This is a genomic window from Achromobacter sp. 18P8.1.1 (assembly GCF_057799415.1).
In genome coordinates, this window is sequence record NZ_JBYOKH010000024.1 from 19814 (window position 1) to 40695 (window position 20882).

18 protein-coding genes are annotated in these 20882 nt (G+C 66.6%); 9 read left to right on the plus strand and 9 right to left on the minus strand.

Features of this window, described 5'->3' with window-relative positions; all coding sequences use genetic code 11:
* Positions 1 to 49: 49 nt before the first annotated feature.
* Complete coding sequence (locus AC27VE_RS16465) at positions 50 to 2464, plus strand: TonB-dependent siderophore receptor (protein WP_488704444.1); 2415 nt, start codon at positions 50 to 52, stop codon at positions 2462 to 2464.
* Between the two features lie 19 nt (positions 2465 to 2483).
* On the opposite strand, the gene AC27VE_RS16470 is transcribed toward AC27VE_RS16465, so the two are convergent.
* The 3 genes from AC27VE_RS16470 to AC27VE_RS16480 are packed head-to-tail and all read right to left on the minus strand — an operon-like array spanning position 2484 to position 6473.
* Positions 2484 to 3911 (minus strand): efflux transporter outer membrane subunit, encoded by a 1428-nt coding sequence (locus tag AC27VE_RS16470; protein WP_488704445.1) that lies wholly within the window; start codon positions 3909 to 3911, stop codon positions 2484 to 2486.
* On the minus strand, positions 3908 to 4963 hold the full coding sequence (locus AC27VE_RS16475; protein ID WP_427955974.1) for an HlyD family secretion protein: 1056 nt from the start codon (positions 4961 to 4963) through the stop codon (positions 3908 to 3910). Before AC27VE_RS16475 ends, AC27VE_RS16470 begins: the two co-directional genes overlap by 4 nt.
* 13 nt (positions 4964 to 4976) lie before the next feature.
* Positions 4977 to 6473 (minus strand): MFS transporter, encoded by a 1497-nt coding sequence (locus tag AC27VE_RS16480; protein WP_427955977.1) that lies wholly within the window; start codon positions 6471 to 6473, stop codon positions 4977 to 4979.
* A gap of 226 nt (positions 6474 to 6699) precedes the next feature.
* Between AC27VE_RS16480 and AC27VE_RS16485 the strand changes: the two genes are divergently transcribed.
* Positions 6700 to 7092: a DUF4148 domain-containing protein gene (locus tag AC27VE_RS16485; protein WP_280026485.1), complete on the plus strand. Its 393-nt coding sequence runs from the start codon at positions 6700 to 6702 to the stop codon at positions 7090 to 7092.
* Here the strand turns inward: AC27VE_RS16485 and AC27VE_RS16490 are convergent.
* On the minus strand, positions 7056 to 7856 hold the full coding sequence (locus AC27VE_RS16490; protein WP_315134010.1) for an AraC family transcriptional regulator: 801 nt from the start codon (positions 7854 to 7856) through the stop codon (positions 7056 to 7058). The genes AC27VE_RS16485 and AC27VE_RS16490 overlap by 37 nt on opposite strands.
* Positions 7857 to 8001: 145 nt before the next feature.
* Here AC27VE_RS16490 and AC27VE_RS16495 point away from each other — a divergent pair, with 145 nt between their 5' ends.
* A complete protein-coding gene (locus tag AC27VE_RS16495; RefSeq protein ID WP_488704446.1) occupies positions 8002 to 9234 on the plus strand; it encodes an MFS transporter in 1233 nt (410 codons plus the stop codon).
* A 15-nt stretch (positions 9235 to 9249) separates the two neighbouring features.
* Here AC27VE_RS16495 and AC27VE_RS16500 read toward each other — a convergent pair whose 3' ends face one another.
* Entirely contained in the window at positions 9250 to 9579 is a 330-nt protein-coding gene (locus AC27VE_RS16500) for a protealysin inhibitor emfourin (RefSeq protein ID WP_488704447.1), read from the minus strand.
* Positions 9576 to 10640, minus strand: a complete 1065-nt coding sequence (locus AC27VE_RS16505) for a M4 family metallopeptidase (protein ID WP_424625082.1) — start codon at positions 10638 to 10640, stop codon at positions 9576 to 9578. Before AC27VE_RS16505 ends, AC27VE_RS16500 begins: the two co-directional genes overlap by 4 nt.
* A gap of 181 nt (positions 10641 to 10821) precedes the next feature.
* On the opposite strand from AC27VE_RS16505, the gene AC27VE_RS16510 reads away from it, so the two are divergent.
* Entirely contained in the window at positions 10822 to 11469 is a 648-nt protein-coding gene (locus tag AC27VE_RS16510) for a DMP19 family protein (protein ID WP_427955986.1), read from the plus strand.
* A 7-nt stretch (positions 11470 to 11476) separates the two neighbouring features.
* Here AC27VE_RS16510 and AC27VE_RS16515 read toward each other — a convergent pair whose 3' ends face one another.
* Positions 11477 to 12145, minus strand: coding sequence for an aspartate/glutamate racemase family protein (locus tag AC27VE_RS16515; RefSeq protein ID WP_488704448.1), 669 nt, complete (start codon positions 12143 to 12145; stop codon positions 11477 to 11479).
* Positions 12146 to 12441: 296 nt separating this feature from the next.
* Between AC27VE_RS16515 and AC27VE_RS16520 the strand changes: the two genes are divergently transcribed.
* Positions 12442 to 13323: a prohibitin family protein gene (locus AC27VE_RS16520; protein ID WP_006222527.1), complete on the plus strand. Its 882-nt coding sequence runs from the start codon at positions 12442 to 12444 to the stop codon at positions 13321 to 13323.
* Here the strand turns inward: AC27VE_RS16520 and AC27VE_RS16525 are convergent.
* The gene (locus tag AC27VE_RS16525; protein ID WP_488704449.1) at positions 13316 to 15421 is read right to left on the minus strand and encodes a PTS sugar transporter subunit IIC/EAL domain-containing protein; all 2106 of its coding nucleotides are present in this window, start codon (positions 15419 to 15421) and stop codon (positions 13316 to 13318) included. The two genes, AC27VE_RS16520 and AC27VE_RS16525, sit on opposite strands and share 8 nt — an antisense overlap.
* A 261-nt stretch (positions 15422 to 15682) precedes the next feature.
* Between AC27VE_RS16525 and AC27VE_RS16530 the strand changes: the two genes are divergently transcribed.
* From AC27VE_RS16530 to fhuE, 4 genes are all read left to right on the plus strand, one after another.
* On the plus strand, positions 15683 to 15925 hold the full coding sequence (locus AC27VE_RS16530) for a hypothetical protein (RefSeq protein ID WP_006222529.1): 243 nt from the start codon (positions 15683 to 15685) through the stop codon (positions 15923 to 15925).
* A gap of 103 nt (positions 15926 to 16028) precedes the next feature.
* Positions 16029 to 16532 carry an RNA polymerase sigma factor gene (locus AC27VE_RS16535; protein WP_427955995.1) on the plus strand — a complete coding sequence of 168 codons (504 nt, stop codon included), beginning with the start codon at positions 16029 to 16031 and terminating at the stop codon, positions 16530 to 16532.
* Positions 16529 to 17527 (plus strand): FecR family protein, encoded by a 999-nt coding sequence (locus AC27VE_RS16540; protein WP_088589483.1) that lies wholly within the window; start codon positions 16529 to 16531, stop codon positions 17525 to 17527. Before AC27VE_RS16535 ends, AC27VE_RS16540 begins: the two co-directional genes overlap by 4 nt.
* Before the next feature lie 211 nt (positions 17528 to 17738).
* On the plus strand, positions 17739 to 20090 hold the full coding sequence (gene fhuE / locus AC27VE_RS16545) for a ferric-rhodotorulic acid/ferric-coprogen receptor FhuE (protein WP_488704450.1): 2352 nt from the start codon (positions 17739 to 17741) through the stop codon (positions 20088 to 20090).
* Positions 20091 to 20094: 4 nt separating this feature from the next.
* Here the strand turns inward: fhuE and AC27VE_RS16550 are convergent, their stop codons facing one another.
* Entirely contained in the window at positions 20095 to 20829 is a 735-nt protein-coding gene (locus tag AC27VE_RS16550) for an SDR family oxidoreductase (protein ID WP_488704451.1), read from the minus strand.
* Positions 20830 to 20882 lie beyond the last annotated feature (53 nt).

Consider the following 20882-nt stretch of genomic DNA (forward strand, 5'->3'; position numbering starts at 1 on the left):
AACCGCGGCTCGTTCGTTTTCATGGTCAGAACCTTCCCTAGGATTGACCATGAACGAACGCAAGACCAACAAGACTCGCCTGGCCCCGCCGCGCGCAACGCGCCGCTTCCTGATCCGCAGCCTCTTTGCCGCATCGATCGGCGCGGCCAGCGCGGCCGCCGCCGCCCAAACCGCCGTCGTTGATGTCGACCTGCCTGCCGGCGCCCTGTCCCAGTCGTTGAACGCGCTGGCGCGCCAGAGCGGCACGCCCATTCTGGTCGAGGCCAGCGTGGTGGCGGGCCGCAGCGCGGCCGCGGTGTCTGGCCGCATGACGGTGATGCAGGCCGTCCAGGCCTTGCTGGCCGGCACGCGCCTCGCCGCGCAAGAGCAGCGCGGCGCCATCGTGGTGCGGCCGGCTGGCGAAGACGCCGCCACGCTGGAAACCGTGACGGTGACGGGTGCGGGTGTTGCCGAGAACGCCTGGGGGCCGGCCCCGGGGCTGGTGGCCTCGCGTAGCGCCACGGGCACGAAGACCGACACGTCCATTCTTGAGAATCCGCAATCGGTCAGCGTCGTGACGCGCAAGGAAATGGATGCCCGCAACGTGCAGACGGTGACGGAAGCCATTCAGTACACGCCGGGCGTGTCGGTCGACCAGCTGGGCATGGACAACCAGATCGAATGGATTTCGCTGCGCGGCTTCAGTTCGCCCTCGTCGTATCTGGACGGGCTGCGCCTGGGGCCGATCTGGCAGAGCGAGCCTTTCGGCCTGGAACGCGTGGAAGTGCTGCGCGGCCCGGCGTCGGTGCTGTACGGCGAGAGCGGTCCGGGCGGGCTGACCGGCATGATCAGCAAGCGGCCGTCCGCCGAGCGCGCGGGCGAAGTGCAATTGCAGGCCGGCAACCAGGACCGGTTCCAGGGCGCCGTCGATCTGACCGGCCCTGTCGGCGAGACCGACGAATGGCTGTACCGCGTGGTCGCCCTGCAGCGCGACAGCAATACCGCCGTGGACTACGTGAAGAACGACCGCGTGTTCCTGGCGCCGTCCTTGACTTGGCAGCCCAGCGCCGCCACGCGCCTGACGCTGCTGACGCAGTACCAGCGGGACAAGATCGGCTTCCTGCCGCAATATCTGCCCGCTGACGGCACCCTGCACGACAACCCCCACGGCAGCGTGCCGCGTAGCCGCTATGTGGGCGAGCCGGACCGCGAACACTATCTGCGGGACCAGACCGCCGTGGGCTACAGCCTGGAACACTCGTTCAACGACACCTTTTCGCTGCAGCAGAACGCGCGCTACACGCGAGTGCATCAGGAGTTCGACACGGTGACCGGCAACGGCCTGCTGCCCGACCGCCGCACCTTGCGCCGCCGCCTGTTCGACGCCGACCAGACGTCCTACGACATCAATGTCGATACGACGCTGACGTCGCGCTTTGCGACGGGGGCGCTGACGCACACGCTGCTGACCGGCGTGGAGTATTCGCGCCAGCGCTACGACAGCCTGAACTGGATCTGCGGCACCGCCGAATGCGCGCCGCCCATCGATCTGTTTAATCCCGTCTACGGGCAGACCATCCAGCGCCCCGACCTGCCGGTCACCGATGCCCTGCAGCATCAGGAGCGCCTGGGTGTCTATGCGCAGGACCAGATCCGCCTGGGCCGCTGGACCTATACGCTGGGCGGGAGATGGGACCGCGTCCGGCAAAGCATGATGGACCGCCTGTCGGACACCGCCACGCGCAGTGCTGACCACGCCTTCACGGCACGCGTGGGTGCGGCCTATCTGTTCGACAACGGCGTCACGCCTTACGCGAGCTACTCCGAATCGTTCCAGCCCACGTCGGGCCTGATCTATCCCAGCTCGCCCGCCAAGCCGACGACCGGCAGGCAGTACGAGGTGGGCGTGAAGTATGAGCCCGCCGGGCACAACAGCTTTGTCGGCGTCGCCCTGTTCGACGTGGCCCAACGCAACATGGCCACGACGGATCCGGTGAACCCGGGTTTCATCGTGCAGTCCGCCGAAACGCGCGTGCGCGGCGTCGAGCTGGAAGGCAAGCTGGAACTGAGCCGCCAGTTGAGCGTGCTGGCCTCCTACACCTACACCGACGCCGAGTACAAACGCAGCAACGACGGCTACGAAGGCAACCAGGTCAGCATCACCCCGCGTTCGCAGGCGTCCGCGTGGGTGGACTACGCCTTCACCGACGCGCTGGCGGGCCTGTCGGCCGGCGCTGGCGTGCGGTACGTGGGCAAGCGCTACGGCAACGCGTCCAACACGATCGAACTGGCGTCCTACACGCTGGTGGACGCCGCCTTGCGCTATGACCTGCGCACCTTCGGCGGCCAATGGCGCAACGCGTCCGTCGCGCTGAACGTGAACAACCTGTTCGACAAGGATTACGTCGGCGTGTGCCTGAGCAACACGCGGTGCTATTTCGGGGCGCCGCGCACCGTCATGGCCACCGTCACCTATCGCTGGTGACGGCGCGCGGCGCGCAGGGCTATTGCCAGCCGCCACCCAGCGACCGGTAAAGATCCACCAGCGCCAGCGACACAGCGGCCTGCGTGGACACGCGGGCCTGGTCGCTGGCCAGCACGGCGTTCTGCGCGCTGAGCACATTGACGAAGTCCGACGCGCCGGCGGCATATTGGCGCTGCGCGTTGACCAGGGCGCGGCGTGCGCTGGCCGACGCGCGTTCCAGGCTGGCGTGCGCCAGCTGCTGCGCTTGATAGGCGGTCATCGCGTTGTCGACTTCATGCCAGGCGGCAAGCACGGTCTTTTGGAAGAGCAGGGCGGCTTCCTGCGCTTGCGACTCGCGCAGCCGCAGCCGGCCGCGCAGGCGGCCGCCCTCGAACAGCGGAATGCGCAGCGCCGGGCCCACGCCGAAGATGCCGGCGTTGTCCGTGTCCAGGTCCCGCAACTGCAGGGCCTGAAACCCGAGGTTGCCAGACAGCGTGATGCGCGGATAGAAGTCGCCCTCGGCCACGCCGATGGCGGCCACCGCCGCATGCAGCGTGGCCTGCGCGCGGCGGATGTCGGGCCGGCGTTCAGCCAGTTCACTGGGCATGCCCACCGGTACCCGCACGGGGCCGCCGGGAATCGGCGCCGCCACCGCCAGCCGTTCGTGCAGCGCATGCGGAGGCTGCTCAAGCAACAGCGCCAGCGCATTCATCAATTGATCCACCCGCAACACCAGCGGCGGGACGGCTGCTTCTATCGCCGCTGCCTGTGCGTCGGCCTGCGACACGTCCAGTTCGGTGGCGACGCCTTCACGCTGGCGCAGGCGGGTCAACGCCAGGTTGTGATTGGCGTTGTCCAGCGTCTTGTTCAAGACGGCCAGTTGGTTCTGCGCGCCACGCAGCAGGATGTAGTTGCGCGCGGTCTCGGCGCGGATCGACAACACTACGGCGCGTTGCGCTTCCAGCGCCGCTTGCGACTGTGCGCCCGACTGTTCGACTTCGCGCCGGACTCGGCCCCACAGGTCCAGTTCCCAACTGGCGTCCACGCCCGTTTGCCAGAGGTTGAAGGATGAGCGGCCGTCGCGCCCCGACGGATCGGCCAGGCCGGCCTCGCTGTTCTGGCCGCGCTGGTAGCTGGCGCCGGCGCCCACGCGGGGCAGGGCGTCGGCTTTGGTGATGCCCAGCGCGGCCCGGCTTTGCCGCAGGTGCTCATAGGCGATGCGGATGTCTACGTTGGCCGCGGTGGCTTCGGTGATCAATGCGGTCAGCGTCGGATCGCCGAAGCTGTCCCACCAGGAGGTGTTCAGGCTCTCTTGCACGGGGGCGCTGGGCGCCGGCGTGGCCGCAGGCTCACGCCATTGCGAGGGCAATTGCGCTTGCGGGGCGACGAAGTCGGGTCCGACCGCGCAACCGCCGATGCCCAGCAGCGTGGACAAGAGCAGCGCGCGCGAGATCAGGCGGTGTGTCATTGCGCGTCCCCGTGCAGCGTGGCCACGGTGTCGACCACGGCCTCGACGGACATGCCGGCGCGCAGCCGAGGCGCGTTGTCGGGCAGGGCGTCCAGCACGATCTTGACCGGCAGGCGCTGCGCCACCTTGGTGAAATTGCCCGTGGCGTTGCTGGGCGCCACGGGGGAAAAGCTCAGCCCCGTCCCAGGCGCGATGCTCTGCACCCGGCCATGCAGCGGCGCGTCGGGATAGGCGTCGACGGTGATGGTCGCGGTCTGTCCCGGCCGCATATGCGTCAGTTGCCGTTCGCGGAAATTCGCCACCACGTAGGCCTGCTGCAACGGCACCACGGCAAGGATTGCCGTGCCCGGGCTGACATAGGCCCCCACGCGCAGCGCGCGGCGGCCGATCGTGCCGTCGATGGGCGAGGTGATTTGCGTGTACGACAGATTCAGGTCGGCGCGATCCTTCAAGGCCTGGGCGCGTTGCAGTCCCGCACGGGCTGCATCGCGCTGCGCGACCAGCACCTCTTGCTGCTTGCGGGCGGCCTGCAACGTGGCCAGGTGCTCGGCCTGGCGCGCCTGCGCCATCTCCAGCCGGCTTCTGGCCTGTTCAAACACCTGTTGCGTGCCCGCGCCTTCGCTGGCCAGACGGCGATGCCGCTGGAGTTCGCTTTCGGCGTAGCGGATGTCCGCCAGGTCGGCGCGGGTGACGGCGTGGGCCTGGTCGATCACGGCTTGCTGGCGTTCCAGCGTGGCGGCCGCGTTGGACAGCTGCGCGGCGGCGACGGCCAATTCGGCGCTGGCCGCGGCCAAGGCCGCCTGGTAGTCGCGGTCGTCGATGCGGGCCAGCAATTGGCCTTGCTTGACGTCCTGGTTGTCGTCCACGAGCACGGCGTCGATGAAACCGGAGACTTGCGGCGCGACAATGGTGTGATCCGCGGTGATGGTGGCGTCGTCAGTGGATTCGGTGGCGGTCGAGGCGGACCATGACCAGCCGCCGTAGGCGAGCAGGCCCAGCGCGGCAAGCGCCGCGGTACGGGGGAGGAGGGTGCGTAAGGAAAGTGTCGTCATCAGGGACTCGATGTCAGGTTGCGGCGCGAGGCGGATAGATCCGGGTCGCGACAAAGGGAATCAGGAGGATCAGCAGCACGGCCACGCCGGCCATGCACAGATAGAGATCGGCGGAGGTCAGCACGGCGGCCTGTTCCTGCACGCGCCGGGACAGCGCCGCCGTGCTTTCGCCGCCGAGGCTCAAGGGAAAGTTGCCCAACTGGTCCGCCAGTTGGCTCGCGTGCGTGTTGCGGCGCCAGGTCGTCAGGGCGTCCAGCAGGCCGGTGGCGGCGACGGCTGCAAATCCCTTGATGGTGTTGAACCAGGCGGATGCGTAGGGGCCGTCCTGTGGCGCGAGGCCGCCGGTTGCCAGCATCAGCAAGGGGATGACGGCCATGGGCTGCGCGAAGATCTGCACGGCCTCCAGCAGATAGAACTGTTCGCGCGACCAGACGGGAGTCAGTTGGGAACCCAGGGCGCAGGACGCGGCCAGCAGCGCCAGGCCGCCCGCCAGCACCCAGCGGCAGTCGACCGCGCGCAGATTGCACAGCGCGGCGACCAGCGGCAGCGCGATCAGTTGCGGCAGGCCCATCGTCAACAGCACGGGTGCGGTTTCCAGGGGCCGATAACCCCGCAACTGCGCGAGGAAACTCGCGGGTATCAGGATGACGCCCAGCAGCACGATCAGCACGCCGCCCAGGGTCACGAGCGCATGGCTCAGGTTGCGGTTGCGCAAGAGCTGGATCTTGAAGAACGGCAGGGGATGGGACCATTCGTTGGCCATGAACAGCACCATCAACACGGCGCCGGCGCCCAGCAGGCAGGCGATGAGCGGCGAATTCAGCCAGTCCAGGCGGTCGCCCTGCACGAGGCCGATCACCAGCATGGCAAGGGCCGGCGCGCCAAGCAGCAAACCACGCCAGTCGAACAGGCGGAAGCGTTCCAGCTTGAGCGGATCTTGCGGCAGGCCTTTCCAGACCGCTGCCATGGCCAGCAGCGCGGGGCCCGCGGCCAACCAGAACGCCCAGCGCCAGCCTAGTACGTCGGTGCAGAAGGCTGCCAGCGGAATGCCCAGGCTGGGCGCGAACGTGGCGGTCAGCGCATAGCCGCCCAGGCCGTACAGCTTGATGTTGGCCGGAAGAAAGCGCAGCGCGACCGTCATCAACATCGGCGGCAATGCGCCGCCAGCCAGGCCCTGCAAGGTGCGCAACAGCAGCAGCACGGGCAGGTTGGGGGCAAAGGGGCAAAGGGCGCCGAATACCGCGAAGGCGGCAAGCGCCGCGACGGTGAACCGCCGCAGCGAAAAGGTGACCGAGCACCACGGGGCGAAGGCCATGGCGCAGACCGAGGCGGCCGCATACACCGCGACGAACCAGGTGCCCTGGTCGTAGCTGATGCCGAGCGCGCCGCGGATGTCGGGAAGCGCCATCTTGGTGACGTTCTCGTTGAGGCCGGCCAGGATGACGGCCAGCAGCACGCCGGACAGGCCGGTCAGGATGCGCGGGCCAAAGGCCGATGAAGGAGACTGCATGGGAATAACGCCTTGGAACACAGGAGCCATTCAGTCTAGGGAGATGCGTGCCTGCGAAACACCGGGCGCGGCGCAATGCAGGCTTGCGCCGCGTGCAAGGCTGGCGCATCCCGGCGCGGCGCGGCGAGGCTTGCGTGCAGCACAACGCTGGATTGCGCGGCAGGGGATTTATCACGGGGGGCGTTCAGACGACCATGGCGGCACTTGATAACCGCAAAGGAATTCCATGAACACGTTCCAACTTTCCACGCTAGCCCTGTGCCTGGCCCTGACGGGTGGCGCCGCGCACGCCGAAGGCAAGACCCGCGAACAGGTGCGCGCCGAATTGATGGAGGCCAAGGCTGCGGGCCTGGTCACGTACGGTGAACAGCAATACCCCGTCGACCTGCCAGCCACCAGCACGAAGACTGCCAGCCAGGTCCGCGAAGAATTGGCGGCCGCCAGGGCCGCAGGCATGGTGACGTTTGGGGAACTCGACTACCCGCCCAACGTGCCCGCGTCCACCGACAAGACCCGCGAAGCGGTGCAGGCGGAAATGCGCGAGGCCCGCGCGCGCGGCGTGATGAAGTCCGGCGAGCTGGACTATCCGCCCGTCACGTCCGATTTGTCCGCGAAGTAACGCGCGGGCGTCTTGCCCAGTGTTTTCTTGAACATCGTGATGAACGCGCTGACCGATTCGTAGCCCAGGTCTTCGGCGGTGCGTTGCACCGACACGCCCGCGGACAGGCGCTGCAAAGCCAGGATGATGTGCAGTTGCTGGCGCCAACGCCCGAAACTCATGCCGACTTCCTGCTGCACCAGGCGCGCAAGCGTGCGTTCGCTCATGGCCACCCGCTTGCCCCATTCCGCGACCGTGCTGCGGTCGGCGGGGTCGGCGTTCAAGGCACTGGCGATCTGGCGCAGGCGAGGGTGGTCCGAGAGGGGCAGGTGCAGATGTTCGGTGGGCATGCGTGAGAGCTGCTCCACCAGCACGTCCGCCAGCTTGCGGTTGGCGGCGGTGGTGGTGTCTGAAGGCGGCAGATCGGCCAGGTGCACGATCAGCTCCCGCACCAAAGGCGAGATCGCCAGGGTGCAGCAGGCGGAAGGCAGGCCGGGCGTGCCGGCCGGCACGAACAAGAAGCAGACGCGCCCGTTGGCCGTGACGCGATTGCTGTGCGGCACGCCGCCCGGAATCCACACGCCGCATTGCGGCGGCACCATCCACAGCCCCTGGGGGACCGAGCAGGTCACCCCGCCGCGCAGCGACAGCACCAATTGGCCCATGGGGTGGTGATGGGTGGGCGATTCGCTGTCCTGCTCGGCCGCATGCACCGGCATGGCGAAGGTCCACTGCGCGGCGGCATTGGGATCGAAGGCGGGCGGTGGGGAATGGCTGTGATGCATGGCGATGACGCCGAGGGGCAGGTTGGCAGGATTCAGGGATAGTTTGTCATTGTCTCGAAATTCGGTAAAGCGGCGCGTGCGTAAGCTAAGGCCTCTGAAATGCGGTTTTTTTCCGCATTGGCTTTTGATTTCACAGATTGCTGCCATGACTCACATTCCTTCCCACACTCGCCCCACCAGCCGCCCGGTGCTGCTGATCGCGGGCATGCTTTGCATCGCCATGGCGCTGCGCGCGCCGGTTACCGGCGTGGCGCCGCTGATCGGCATGATCCGCGAACAACTGGGCCTGTCGTCGACCGCCGCCGGCATGCTGATCACCCTGCCGCTGCTGGCGTTTGCCGTGGTGTCGCTGTTCGGGGCGGGGCTGGCCCGCCGCTTCGGGCTGGAGCGCGCGCTGTTCGGCGCGCTGCTGCTGATCGCCTTGGGCATCGTTGCGCGCACGCTGGGCGCGTCCTGGGGGCTTTATGTGGGCACCGCCATCATCGGCGCGGGCATCGCGATCGGCAACGTCCTGCTGCCCAGCCTGGTCAAGCGCGACTTTCCGCAGCGCGTGGCCGGGTTGACGTCGGCCTATGTGCTGACCATGAGCATCGCCGCGGGTGTGGCGTCCGCCGTCGCGATTCCGCTGGCCAGCCTGTCGACGGGCGGATGGCGCTTTTCAACGCTGTGCCTCGTCGTAGTACCCGCGGTCAGCCTGCTGCTGTGGCTGCCGCAGCTGTCCAATCACACGGCGCCGGCCTCGACGACCACGCATGCGCCGCACGGCGCCCGCCTGTGGCGTTCGCCGCTGGCCTGGCACGTGACGCTCTACCTGGGCATCAATTCCTTCGTGTTTTACGTCGCGGTGAGCTGGCTGCCCGCTATCCTGCTTGATGCCGGGTATTCGGCCGAACGCGCGGGTTCGCTGCACGGGCTGCTGCAACTGATGTCCGCCGGCCCCGCCTTGTTCCTGGCGCCGGTGGTGCGCCGCTTGAAGGATCAGCGCGGCGCGGCGTTCTGCTCGGCGGCGGCCTCGTTCGTGGCCCTGCTCGGCCTGATCGCGGCGCCCGGCTGGGCCACGCTCTGGATCGTGCTGCTGGGTCTGGGCACGGGCGGCGGCATCATCCTGGGCCTGGCCTTTGTGGGCTTGCGCGCCAGCCACGCGCAGCAGGCCGCCGCGCTGTCGGGCATGGCGCAGTGCGTGGGCTATCTGTTTGCGGCCTCCGGCCCCGCCGTGGTGGGCGCCTTGCATGACCGGCTGGACAGCTGGAGCGTGGCGCTGGGCGCATGCGCCGCCTTGTGCGTGGCAATGGCAATCATCGGCCTGTATGCCGGACGCGCGCTGCAGATCGGCGGGTTCCGCGAGCACGCCGCGCGGCCGGCGCCAGCCGCGCACTGATGCGGACCCGAGCCGTCACATGGGTTCGGCGTGGGATTTCCACAGGCGCACCAGCGTATCGGGCGCATCCGTTTCCGGCACGTCGAAACTGACGGCCGTCTGGTCGTCGCGGTCCATCACCATTTCGATGTGGAAGTAGCGCTGATCGCCGCCGCCTTGCCCACATTCGGGCACGGCCAGCGGGGCGGCGCGTTGCAGGGCGTCGCACACGTCCTGACGCACGCCGGGCGGGCAGGTTGACAGGTTGATACTGCGGGGTTGCGACAGGCCGGGCAGGTAGGCCAGGCCGCCTTCTCGGCTTAGCCGCACCAGCAGCACGAGGTCCAGCGGAGGCAGCTCGATCATGACAGCACTCCCACGGCCGCCCAAGCCTGGCCGATGGCTTTCTGCACGGCCGCGCCATGGCGTTCGGCGGCCACCGTCAGCGTCAGGGCGGCAAAGGCCTTGAAATCGGCATCGTGGCGCAGGCGCTTGTCACACAGCGTGTCGTACCAGACTTGCCCGGCGCCTTTCCACGCGGGCCCGTCCAGCGTGGTGGCGGCCAGGAAGAAGGCGCGGTTGGGGATGCCGGAATTGATGTGCACGCCGCCGTTGTCGCGCGGCGTGTCGGCGTAATCGCGCATGTGCCCGGGTTGCGGATCCTTGCCCAGCAACGGGTCGTCGTAGGCGCTACCGGGCTCGGCCATGGAGCGCAGCCCGCGGGCACTGACTTTTTCGGTGAACAGTCCGGCGCCCACCAGCCAGTCCGCCTGTCGGGCCGTCTGGCCCAGCGCGTACTGCTTGACCAGTGCGCCGAAGACATCGCACAGCGATTCGTTCAGCGCGCCGGATTGGCCCTGGTAGAGCAGACCGGCTTCGGTATCGATGACGCCGTGCGTGAGTTCATGGCCGATGATGTCGACGGCGATCGTGAAGCGGTTGAAGACTTCGCCGTCGCCGTCGCCGAACACCATCTGCGCGCCGTTCCAGAAGGCGTTGTCATAGTCTTCGCCATAATGCACGGTGCCCACCAGCGGCAGGCCATGGCCGTCGATGGAGTGGCGCTTGTAGATGTCCCAGAACAGCTTGTACGTGGCGCCCAGGTGCGCATAGGCTTCATCCACTGCCGCGTCGCCGCTGGCCGGTCGGCCTTCGGCGCGCGCCAGCGTGCCGGGCAGGGTGGTGGTGTTGTCGGCGTCATGCACGGCACGTTGCGGCGTGCCGCCAGGCGCGGCGTGGCGGGTGGGGGCAAGGGTGGCGCGTGGTGGCTGTTCGGCCATCTCGCGCAAACTGCGCTGTTGCTGGTCGATGATCAGCGTCTTGACGGCCGGCATGCTGACGCGGGCGTCAGTGTGTTGGGCCAAGCGGTCCAGCACGTAGGGCGGGATCACGCCGATCAGCGGGGCGGACTCGGAAGGACGTGGCATAGTCGGTCTCTGTCGTGGGAGCCGGGCCAGTGGCACGGTGCAGGCAAGACTACGGTAGCAGAAGGCTTCGGCCCGAGGACGTAACAGTGTGCGGCCTGATGCGAGCGCTGCCTACGCGTGCGCCTCGACAGGGATGCGCGGTGCCGGTAAGGTTCGCCGGTTCCTGTTCTTCGGTTTTGACATGTCATTGACCTCGTACCGCATTCAATCCATCGCGTTGACCGACACGCATCTGCTGCTGACGTTGGCCAACGGCCACACGTTGCCCGAACCGATCAGGCGCCACATCCGCCTGGAAAACGCGACGCCTGCCGAACGCGAGCAATGGCAATTGGTGGATGACGGCTTTGGCGTGGTCTGGCCCGCGCTACTGGAGCCCTCGGCCGAGGGCATGATGAATGTGCACGACCTGTTGTGGGACCAATGCTACGAGCAGGCCATGGCGAGATTGGCCGCGGCCGAATGGCAGCTGGACCGCCTGTCGCGGGTCGACCAGGAGCTGGTGGCGCTATGGCGGATGGAAGCCGACATCAACAACGGCGGCTTCATGCAGTTCCTGTGCAATTGGGGCGACCCGACCTGCCAGTTGGCCCTGCAGGCCTTGCGCAAGGTGGGCGCCACGCACATGCTGGCCGTGCTGTCGCGCATGCGTGGGCTGATCGACCGCTTCGAGGCCTCGCCCGAGGTAGTGGAGCTGAACGACATTTACGGCGCGATGACCGACGCCGAACAAGAAGAAATGGAAGCGCTGGACCACGCATTCTGGGAATATCCCGACCGGTTGTCCCGGTTGGGGTTGCAGGTTTACGGGGCGATCCTTCAGCCTTGAATCTGTCTCAGTCCTTCGCGCTATCCACAGCCTTCATTGCCGCCAGCGCCGCGCGCAAGCCGGCGGCCGGGCTGCTTAAAGGGGCTTTATGCGAACGGGTCAATACGGCCGCGCCGGCCATCGATGACTGCGCCAGGGCCACGGCATCCGCGCCCTGCGCGTAGGCCTCTTGCGCCGCGTTCGCGATGGCGCGCAGATAGGCGTCCGTGTCTCCTGCCTTGAAGTGGTTCCAGGCGCCATCCACCAGGCGCACGTCCACCGTCGCACCCGAGTCCTCCGCCAGCGCTTCAAACAGCGCGCGGGTGGGTGTCATCGTCGTCGCGACTGCGCACAGCGCGACGATCGACAGGCCGGCGCGTATCGCCTCTTCTGCCAGCGCGCGGTCCACGCGCAGCACGGGGACGGCAAGCGTTGCCGACAATTCGTCCGCGACGGGCCCCAGCGTGGAACAGGTCAGCAGCACGACGTCCGCGGACGCCGCCAGCGCTTGAATCGCAGCCCGTGTGGCGCAGGCGACGTCGTCAGTCATACCGCCGGCCTGTTCCGCCGCTTCCAGCAGGTCGGCGCGCACGTGATGCTGCAGCGTGGCGCGTGCGGGCTCGCCGAATACGTCCTGCGCGGCGCGGTCGAAGACGGCGATATTGCTCTGGGCGGTATGCAGGCAGGCGATTCGCATGGACAAAGTCCCTTTCACAGGGGGAAAAACGGCCAAGCGTAGCAGAGTCCGAATGCTCAGCAACGTTCTGCAAAGTCTGGCAACACTCGCGCCCGATAGGGCCATCTATCCGTCCCCGGCTCGGGCTAGAATCCGATGCTTCTTTCCCGGGGGGGACGCTCGATGAGGTATTTCCTGATCTTGGTTGGCGCAGCAGTGGTCGCCTACTTGCTGGCCCGCGGCATCGCGGCCGTGCTCTCGGACCGTAAACGTTCAAAAACAGATAGGGACTCCAAGTGAAGCCGACAGACATTCAGATGGTCAAGACGATCGGCGCGGTCAAGCCGCGCAGCATCAAGGTCGCCATTGGCACCGGCATTCTCTTCCTGCTGATCCTGTTCCTGGCGTTCGGTTCGTGGTTCCAGGTAGACCAGGGCGAACGCGGCGTCGTGCTGCGCAACGGCAAACTCGTGCGCGTGTCCGAGCCGGGCCTGGATTTCAAGACGCCGTTCATCGACAACGTAATGACGGTGTCCGTGCGCGACCACACTTTTGTGTTTGAAAAGCTGGAGGCCTATAGCTACGACCAGCAGCCGGCGCACCTGCGGGTGTCCGTCACGTACCGTGTGCCGCCCGAGCATGTGGCTGAGCTGTATTCCGAATACGGCACCATCGGCAATCTGCAGATGCGCGTGCTGGAGCGCAAGACGCCGGACGCCGTGAAGAACGTGTTCGGCCAGTACACCGCTGTGCGCGCCATCCAGGAACGCCAGAAGCTGGGCCTGGACGTGAACAACGCCGTGTTGAAGACGATGGAAGGCGCACCGGTGCAGGTGGTGGGCGTGCAGATCGAAGAAGTGGGCTTCTCGCAAGCCTATGAGCATTCCATCGAACAACGCATGCTGGCCCAGGTGCAGATCGAGACCACGCGCCAGCAGAAGGAAACGGCGATGATCAACGCCGAGATCCAGGTGGTGAAGGCCAAGGCTGAAGCCGACGCGCGCCGTCAGCAGTTCACGGCTGAAGCCGACGGTATCCGCATGCGCGGCGAAGCCGAAGCGGCGTCCATCCGCGCCAAGGCCGAGGCGCTGGCCGCCAACACCAATCTGGTCAGCCTGAACGCGGTTGAAAAATGGGACGGCGTGCTGCCGGCCACGCAGGTGCCGGGCGCGGCATTGCCGTTCATCGGCATCAAATAGGCGCCGACGTGTAAGGAGGCGCCGGCATGGGCGGGGCCGCTTGCCGCCGGCGCGTGAAGTCCACAAGGCTGTCGCCCGACAATGCCTTGCTGTAGTACCACCCCTGCACGATGATCTCGGCAGGGGAATCCAGCGCCATCAGCTGCTGGTCCGTCTCCACGCCTTCCACGATGATCTGCAGGTTCAAGGCCTCGCAAAAGCGCAGCAGGCCGCTCATGACCAGCGCGCCTCGGTCGGAGCCTTGCGCGACCACGAAGCTGCGGTCGATCTTGACCGCGTCGATCTGGAATTGGTGCAGGTAGCTCAGGGCCGAATAGCCCGTACCGAAATCGTCGATGTACACCCGGGCACCGATCGCGTGCAGTCGGTCGAACGCGGTGTGCAGCGCCTGCGCGTCTTCGACCAGCGCGTCTTCCGTCAACTCCACCGAGATCTGTCCGCCGGCTTGCGCCAGCACCTTGATCAGTTTTTCCAGGTAGTCGTCGGAGGTCAGCGTGCCTGGCGTGACGTTGATGGTCATCGGCAGCACGAAATCGCGCTTGCGCCATTGCAGGCATTGCAGCACCGCCTGCCTGGCCACCCACAAGTCCACTTCGCGCATCAGGTCGGCCTGCGCCAGCCAGCGCAGGAATTCCATCGGCGCCTGTTGCGTGCCTTCCGGGCCGGTGGCGCGCAGCAAGGCCTCGCAGCCGGTGCACAGTCCGCTGCGCAATGACACCTGGGGCTGGAACTGCAAGTAGAAGTCGTATTGGCTGATCTCGCGGATGCGGGCGTTTTCGGTGGCCCGGTGTGCGCGGTCGGCGTAGATCTTCACGATGGGGTCGTGCGCGTACAGCAGCGATTCTTCCTGCAACCGGGGGAAGGTCGTATCCAGGGATTTGAAGTAGACGGTCGCGCTTTCCTGGCGCTGGCGTTCCTGCGCGACGACAAAGGGGGCGTACAGGCACATGCCGATGCCCACCAGCACGATCTGCAACGCCACGCCGGCCAGGCTGCCGCCTGCGGCGATATAGGCGTTGAACAGCACGGGCGACGTCAAGGGCAGTTCGGTGGAGGCGGTTGGCAACCAGCCCAGCTGCACGACGGCCAGCGCGATGATCGCATTGCTCACGGGCGCCAACACGAATGGAATGAGCAGGCGCGGGTTGAGGATCAGGGGCAGTCCGAACAGCAGGATCTCGTTCACGTTCAACAGCGACACCGGCAGGCTCGCCAGGGCCAGCACGCGCAATGATTCGTTGCGCGAGAACACCAGGATGGCGATCACCAGCGACATCGTCGCGCCCGATCCGCCGATGAACACGAAGGCGCCCAGCAGCGTGCTGTTCAACGCATACATGCCTTCATAGCCAGCGGCCTGGGTCACGGCGTTGAGCATGGCCGCCTGGTCCATCACGTCCATCACGGGCGCCATCGCATGGTAGCCATGGATGCCGAAGAACCACAGCAGGGAATCCAGGCCGGCGATCACCGCGCCGGAGGTGAAGGGATTGTCCAGCGAGGTGAAGTTCAACGGGATGTTGAATTGCGCCACGCCTGGAATGCGCAACGCGGCGGACAGCGTCACCAGGACCACGCCGGCCGTCAGCAAGCCGGGCACCACCATGTTCAACGTGTCACGCACGTTTTCGCTGATCAGTCCGTCCGGCGCCAGCCGTGTCCAGGGGCGCCGGTGCAGCCACGCCATCAGGGGCACAGTCAGCAAGGGGGACACGATGGCGATGAAAAGCACCAGCGTGGCTGCCGCCTGGGGATAAGGCGCCATCAGGCCGCTGGCCATCACCACGAACGACAGGCACAGGAACGCGGTGGGCAGATGGGGCAGGCGATACCGGAAGGACAGCATGTAGCCGATGGACGTGCCGGCCAGGATGGGCATGATGCCCGACAGCTTGTCGTGCACGCCGGTCAGCAGTTCGACCACGCTGGCGGGCATGCCGAATTGGCGGGCGACGACGGACAGGACGAGGAACAGGGCGGTGACCAGCAGGCACGGCAAGGTCCAGAGCAGGCCCTCGCGAATGGCGCGCAACGCGCTGGCGCTTGCCAGAGAGGCCAGCCGATCTTTCGGGTTGCGAGGCAAGATCGATTTCGGCATGGAGGTCTGCCCAAGGTCCCGAGCAGGCGAACAAGTGCTCGGTCCCGTGTTTGTAAGAATATTTTGCTACATCCTAGCCGCTGTTTTCCCGATTTAGCAATCGATATGGCGCGCAATCCTAGGGATTCCCCTCTGTCAAGAAATGCAAAGCGGGCGCAAGGTGGCAGTACAGGCTCGATGGAGCGCTATACGATCAAGCGGTTGCACACCCGATTCGCGGGGTAGGCGCACCAGCCAATAAGCTTCAATGAGGAGACATGGATGTCTCAGTTGGATTGGACGTCCGGCGATACCGCGCCGGAACGGCAGGGTTATTACGAAACACGGTTCGACACGGGACGCACTGCCATCACGCTGTACAGCGTGCTGGGTTGGATGCCGGTGAAGACACCCGGCAACATGGTGAGTTGGCGGCCATTGCCGCCTGCGGCCGAGAAGGAAGAAGCCGAACGCCACATACAGGAAATCCGGGCGGCGCAAAGCCATTGCCCCATGGATTACTAGCGGAGCGGCCAAGGTTGTGGCGGACACGCGACGGTGCGCTTGCGATAATGAGAATTATTTGTAAAATTCGCAGCCCTGCCGCTTTCCGCCACTTGATTGGTCCATGTCCCGCCCTTCCTCGCCCCGCACCGGTTGGCTCGCCTATTACGACGAGCTGGTGGGCGTATGGAGCCGGCGCACCGGCAACCGGCACGATGCCGAAGATGCGGCGCATGACGCCATCGAGCGCCTGCTGAAAGCGGATGCCAGCGTTGCGCTGAAGGCGCGCGGCTACCTGTTCCAGGCGGCGGGGCATCGGCTGATCGACCGCTGGCGCCGGCAGGATCGGGCTGAACACATACCGTTGGACGAGCTGGGCGAGGCCGACCAGTTGATCCTGGATGACCCGGACGCGCCGGTGCGCGCATCGCGCCTGGCAGACGATCTGGCCAAAGTCCTGGCAGAATTGCCCCCCAAGTGCCGCGAGGCCTTCGTGCTGAACCGCATCGAAGGCTGGACGCAGGCCGAGGTGGCAGCGCATATGGGGCTGTCCAAGAATATGATCGAGCGCTATGTCATGCGCGCCATTGAACACGTGCGCGACCGGCTGCGCGAACACAATCCATGAGCATGCCTTTTCCGAACGACCGCGACGCAGCGCGCGAGCCGGCCACCGCCGCGTGGTGGTTCGCGCGCTGGCATTCGGGCGAGCTGACGCGGCGCGACCGCCGCGAGTTCGCCCGGTGGCGCCGCGCCCATCCCGATGCCGCGCGCGAATTCGACCGCATGCAGCAATTGGGAACGGCGGCCGCCGGATTGTCGCGGGACCAGGTGCAAGGCCTGCTGGGCGGCGCAGTGCCCCCGCGCCCGCGACTGCGCCGCGAGCGCGGGTTCGTGCTGCGCGTGGCGATGGCCTGTGCGGGGGCGGCGGCGGTGGCCTTGGGCGTGTGGTGGAGCCTGCCCGTGGAAGCGCCGTCGTTCACCTCGATGGTCAGCACGGAACGTGGCGAGCGCCGCCAGATGACCCTGCCGGATGGCTCGGTCCTTGAGATCAACGGCGGCACCCGCGCCCAGGTGAAGCTGTATGCCGGGCGCCGCGACGTCGAACTGGAAAGCGGAGAGATCAATTTCACCGTCAGCGCCGACCCCGCGCGCCCGTTCATCGTGGACGCCGGTAGCGGCGTGGTGCGCGTGACGGGCACGGTGTTCGACGTGCGCCGCGATGCGGATCAGGTGGCCGTGCTGGTGGAGTCCGGCACGGTCCAGGTATCAGGCGGGCACTGGTGGAACCTGGGCCGCGCCGTGCTGCGCGCGGGCCACGGTATTCGGGTGCCGGGCAGCGGGGCAATCGGCGTGCCGGCGCCCGCCGACGTACAGACGGCCACGGCCTGGCGCGATGGGCGGGTGGTGTTCAAGAACACGCCGCTCACCGAGGTGGTGCGCGAAATGAACCGCTATCTGGCCACGCCGCTGCGCTTGGCGGATGACAAGGCGGGCCGGCTGCGCGTGTCGGCGTCGTTCTCGCTGGACCGCCCCGAGGCGCTGGTCGACGCCTTGCCGGCGGTGGCCCCGGTGCGCTTGACGCCACGGCCCGGCGGGCCCATCGACATCAACGCGAACTGAGCGCCGCCCAGCGCTGTTACAAAATAAATGGGAATGAGATTCAGGTTTATCTGCGGTTGAGGCGTTCTACGAAGGAAGGCGCATGCGCCGCACGCCCATTGCCGGGCGCGCAATCCCCTCCGTCGAACCGAAACAGCAGGTATTCGTGACCCATCCCGCAAGCAGTCATTCCACCGCGGCGACGCGCCGCGCAGGCGCGGCACCGCGCTTCATGCTTTCCTCCCTGATGCTGGCCCTGGGCCTGGCGCTGGCCGGCGCCCCGGATGCCGTGCGCGCCCAGGCCGGCGCCGTGTCGGTCGACATTGCCGCGCAGCCGCTGGGCGACGCGCTGATGCAATGGGCCGCCCAGACCAAGGTGCGCGTGTTCTATGCGCCCGACGTGGTGGCGGGCCTGAACGCGCGCGGCCTGCGGGGCAGCCTGGCGCCCGAAGACGCGTTGCGGACCCTGTTGCAGGGCACGGGCGTGGCCTACCGCTGGCAGGGCGACAGCATCATCCTGACGCGCGACGGCGGCGTGACGAGCCTGGCGCCGGTGACGGTGATGGGCAGCTCGGATCCGGCGGTTACCGAAGGCACCGGCTCCTACACCACGCCGGCCACGTCGGCTGCCACCGGCTTGACCCTGTCGCTGCGCGAGACGCCGCAGTCCGTCAGCGTCGTGACGCGTCAACGTATTGACGACCAGAACCTGCGTTCGCTGGACGAGGTGATGGGCAACGTCGTGGGCGTGCAGGTGGTCAGCGAAGACACCGACCGCACCGACTTCTGGTCGCGCGGGTTCTATATCGACAGCTTGCAGTACGACGGCGTGCCGACCACCATCGGCCTGTCGATGTATGGCGAATCCGACAACGACTCGTTCATCTATGACCGCATTGAAGTGGTGCGCGGCGCCACCGGCCTGATGAGCGGCGCGGGCAACCCGGGCGCGTCGATCAACCTGGTGCGCAAGCACGCCAACAGCAAGGAATTCACGGGTTCGGTCAGCGCGGGCTTCGGCTCGTGGAACCAGTACCGCGGCACCGTGGACATGTCCACGCCGTTGAACGAGGAAGGCACCGTGCGCGCGCGGATGGTAGCGCTTTACCAGGGCCGCGATTCCTATATCGACCTGTACCACGCGAACAAGAAGGTCTTCTATGGCGTGATCGACGCGGACCTGACACCGAACACGCGGCTGAGCGTGGGGGCGGACTATCAGGACAAGCGGCCGCGCGGTTCCACCTGGGGCAGCCTGCCTGTCGTGTTCAGCGACGGCACGGCCACCGATTGGCGCCGGTCCAAGACCACGGCGGCGGACTGGACCTATTGGCACACGACCAACCAGACGATGTTCGCCACGCTGGAACACCGCTTCGAGAACGATTGGGAAGTCCGCGCGGACTGGTCCCAGCGCAAGAGCGAGTATGACGCCAAGCTGCTGTACCTGTATGGCAGCCTGGACCGCGAGACCGGCACGGGCCTGCGCGCGCTGCCGGGCTACTGGAATTCTTACGCGCAGCAGACGTCGCTGGACGTGCAGGCCAAGGGGCCGTTCACGCTGCTGGGCCGCAAGCACGAGGTCGTGGTGGGTGCCATGCGCAGCCGGTACGGCGAAGACTTCTATCGCTACGGGTTTGAAAGCGCTTCGCTGGCCAGCACCGGCAACTTCTATCAGTGGGACGGATCGTTTGCGCAGCCCACCTGGACGGACGCCAGCCTGCGCGCGACCGTCACCCATCAGGAAGGCGCATACGGCGCCATCCGCTGGTCGCTGGCCGACGGCCTGACCGCCATTACGGGCGGCCGCTACGCGACCTGGAAATCCAAGTCGGATACGCGCGACCAGAAGGATTCCCAGTTCATTCCGTACGCCGGCGTGGTGTACGACATCAACGACACCTATTCGGCCTACGTCAGCTACACCGATATCTTCCAGCCGCAGGACAACCGCGACCGCAACGGCAATTACCTGGATCCGGTGCAGGGCAAGAACTACGAAGTGGGCGTGAAGGGCGAATACCTGGATGGCAGGCTGAATACCTCCATCGCGCTGTTCAAGGTCAAGCAAAGCAAGGTCGCCGTGCTGGATGGCGACGCGCTGGTGCCGGGGTCGTTCGAGCAGGCATACACCACCGCAGACGGCGTCACCACCAAGGGCGTCGAGCTGGAAGTCAGCGGCCAACTGACCCCGGGCTGGAACGCCTATGCCGGCGGCACTTACTACACCAGCCGCGATGCGCAGGGCGTGTCCGTCAACCCGGAACGTCCACGCGCCATGGCCAAGTTGTTCACGACCTACCGCTTGCCGGGCGACTTCAGCAAGCTGACCGTGGGCGGCGGCGTCAACTGGCAGATTTCGACGTATAGCGAAGTCAGCGCGGGCGGCGGCACCGTCACCGCCAAGCAGAAGGCCTATGCCATCTACAACCTGATGGCGCGCTACGACTTCAATTCGCGCTTGTCCGCCCAGTTGAACCTGAACAACCTGTTCGACAAGAAGTACTACCTGGGCGGCGTGGCGAATCAGGTCTATTACGGCGAACCGCGAAGCGTGTTCGTGAACCTGACCGCGAAGTTCTAAGGCGTCAGGCCTGCTGGCGGGTGGCCGCCAGCACGATCTCGCGGATGCAGACGCCGTCCGGCTGCGCGTAGGCGTAGTGGACGGCGTTGGCCACGTCTTCGGCGGCCAGCACTTTGCCGCCCATGTCCGCCTTCCAGGCTTCATAGCCCGTCTTGATGCTCTCGTCGGTGGTATGGCCGAGCAGCTCGGTTTCCACTGCGCCCGGGGCGATGGTGACCACGCGCACGTTGTGGGCCGACAGTTCTTCACGCAGGTTTTCCGACAACCCGTGCACCGCGAACTTGGTGCCCACATAGGCCACGTGGTTGGGGAAGGTCTTGCGGCCCGCCACCGAACCGATGTTGATGATGGTGCCGCGCTTGCGTTCGGCCATGCCGGCCGCCACGGCGTGCACGCCGTTCAGCACGCCCTTGATGTTCACGTCCAGCATGCGGCTCCATTCGTCCGGGTCCTGGCGCGTGATGTCGCCCAGCAGCATGACGCCCGCATTGTTGACGATGGCATCCGCGGGGCCGAAACGCGCCTCGGCTTCCTGTACGGCAGCGGCCAGCGCCTGGCGATCGGTCACGTCGACCGAACGCGTCAGCGTGTGGGGCAGGTTCAACGCCTGCATCGGTTCCAGCCTGCGGGCCAGCAGCAGCAGCGGGTGGCCGTGGGCCGAGAAGAGGCGGGCGGTGGCCAGGCCGATGCCGGAACTGGCGCCGGTGATGATGACGAGCGGTTTGGCGGGGGTGGTCATGGTGGGGCTCCAGGTATTGGTTTTCTGTATGCGAAAGGGTTGGAAATCATTCT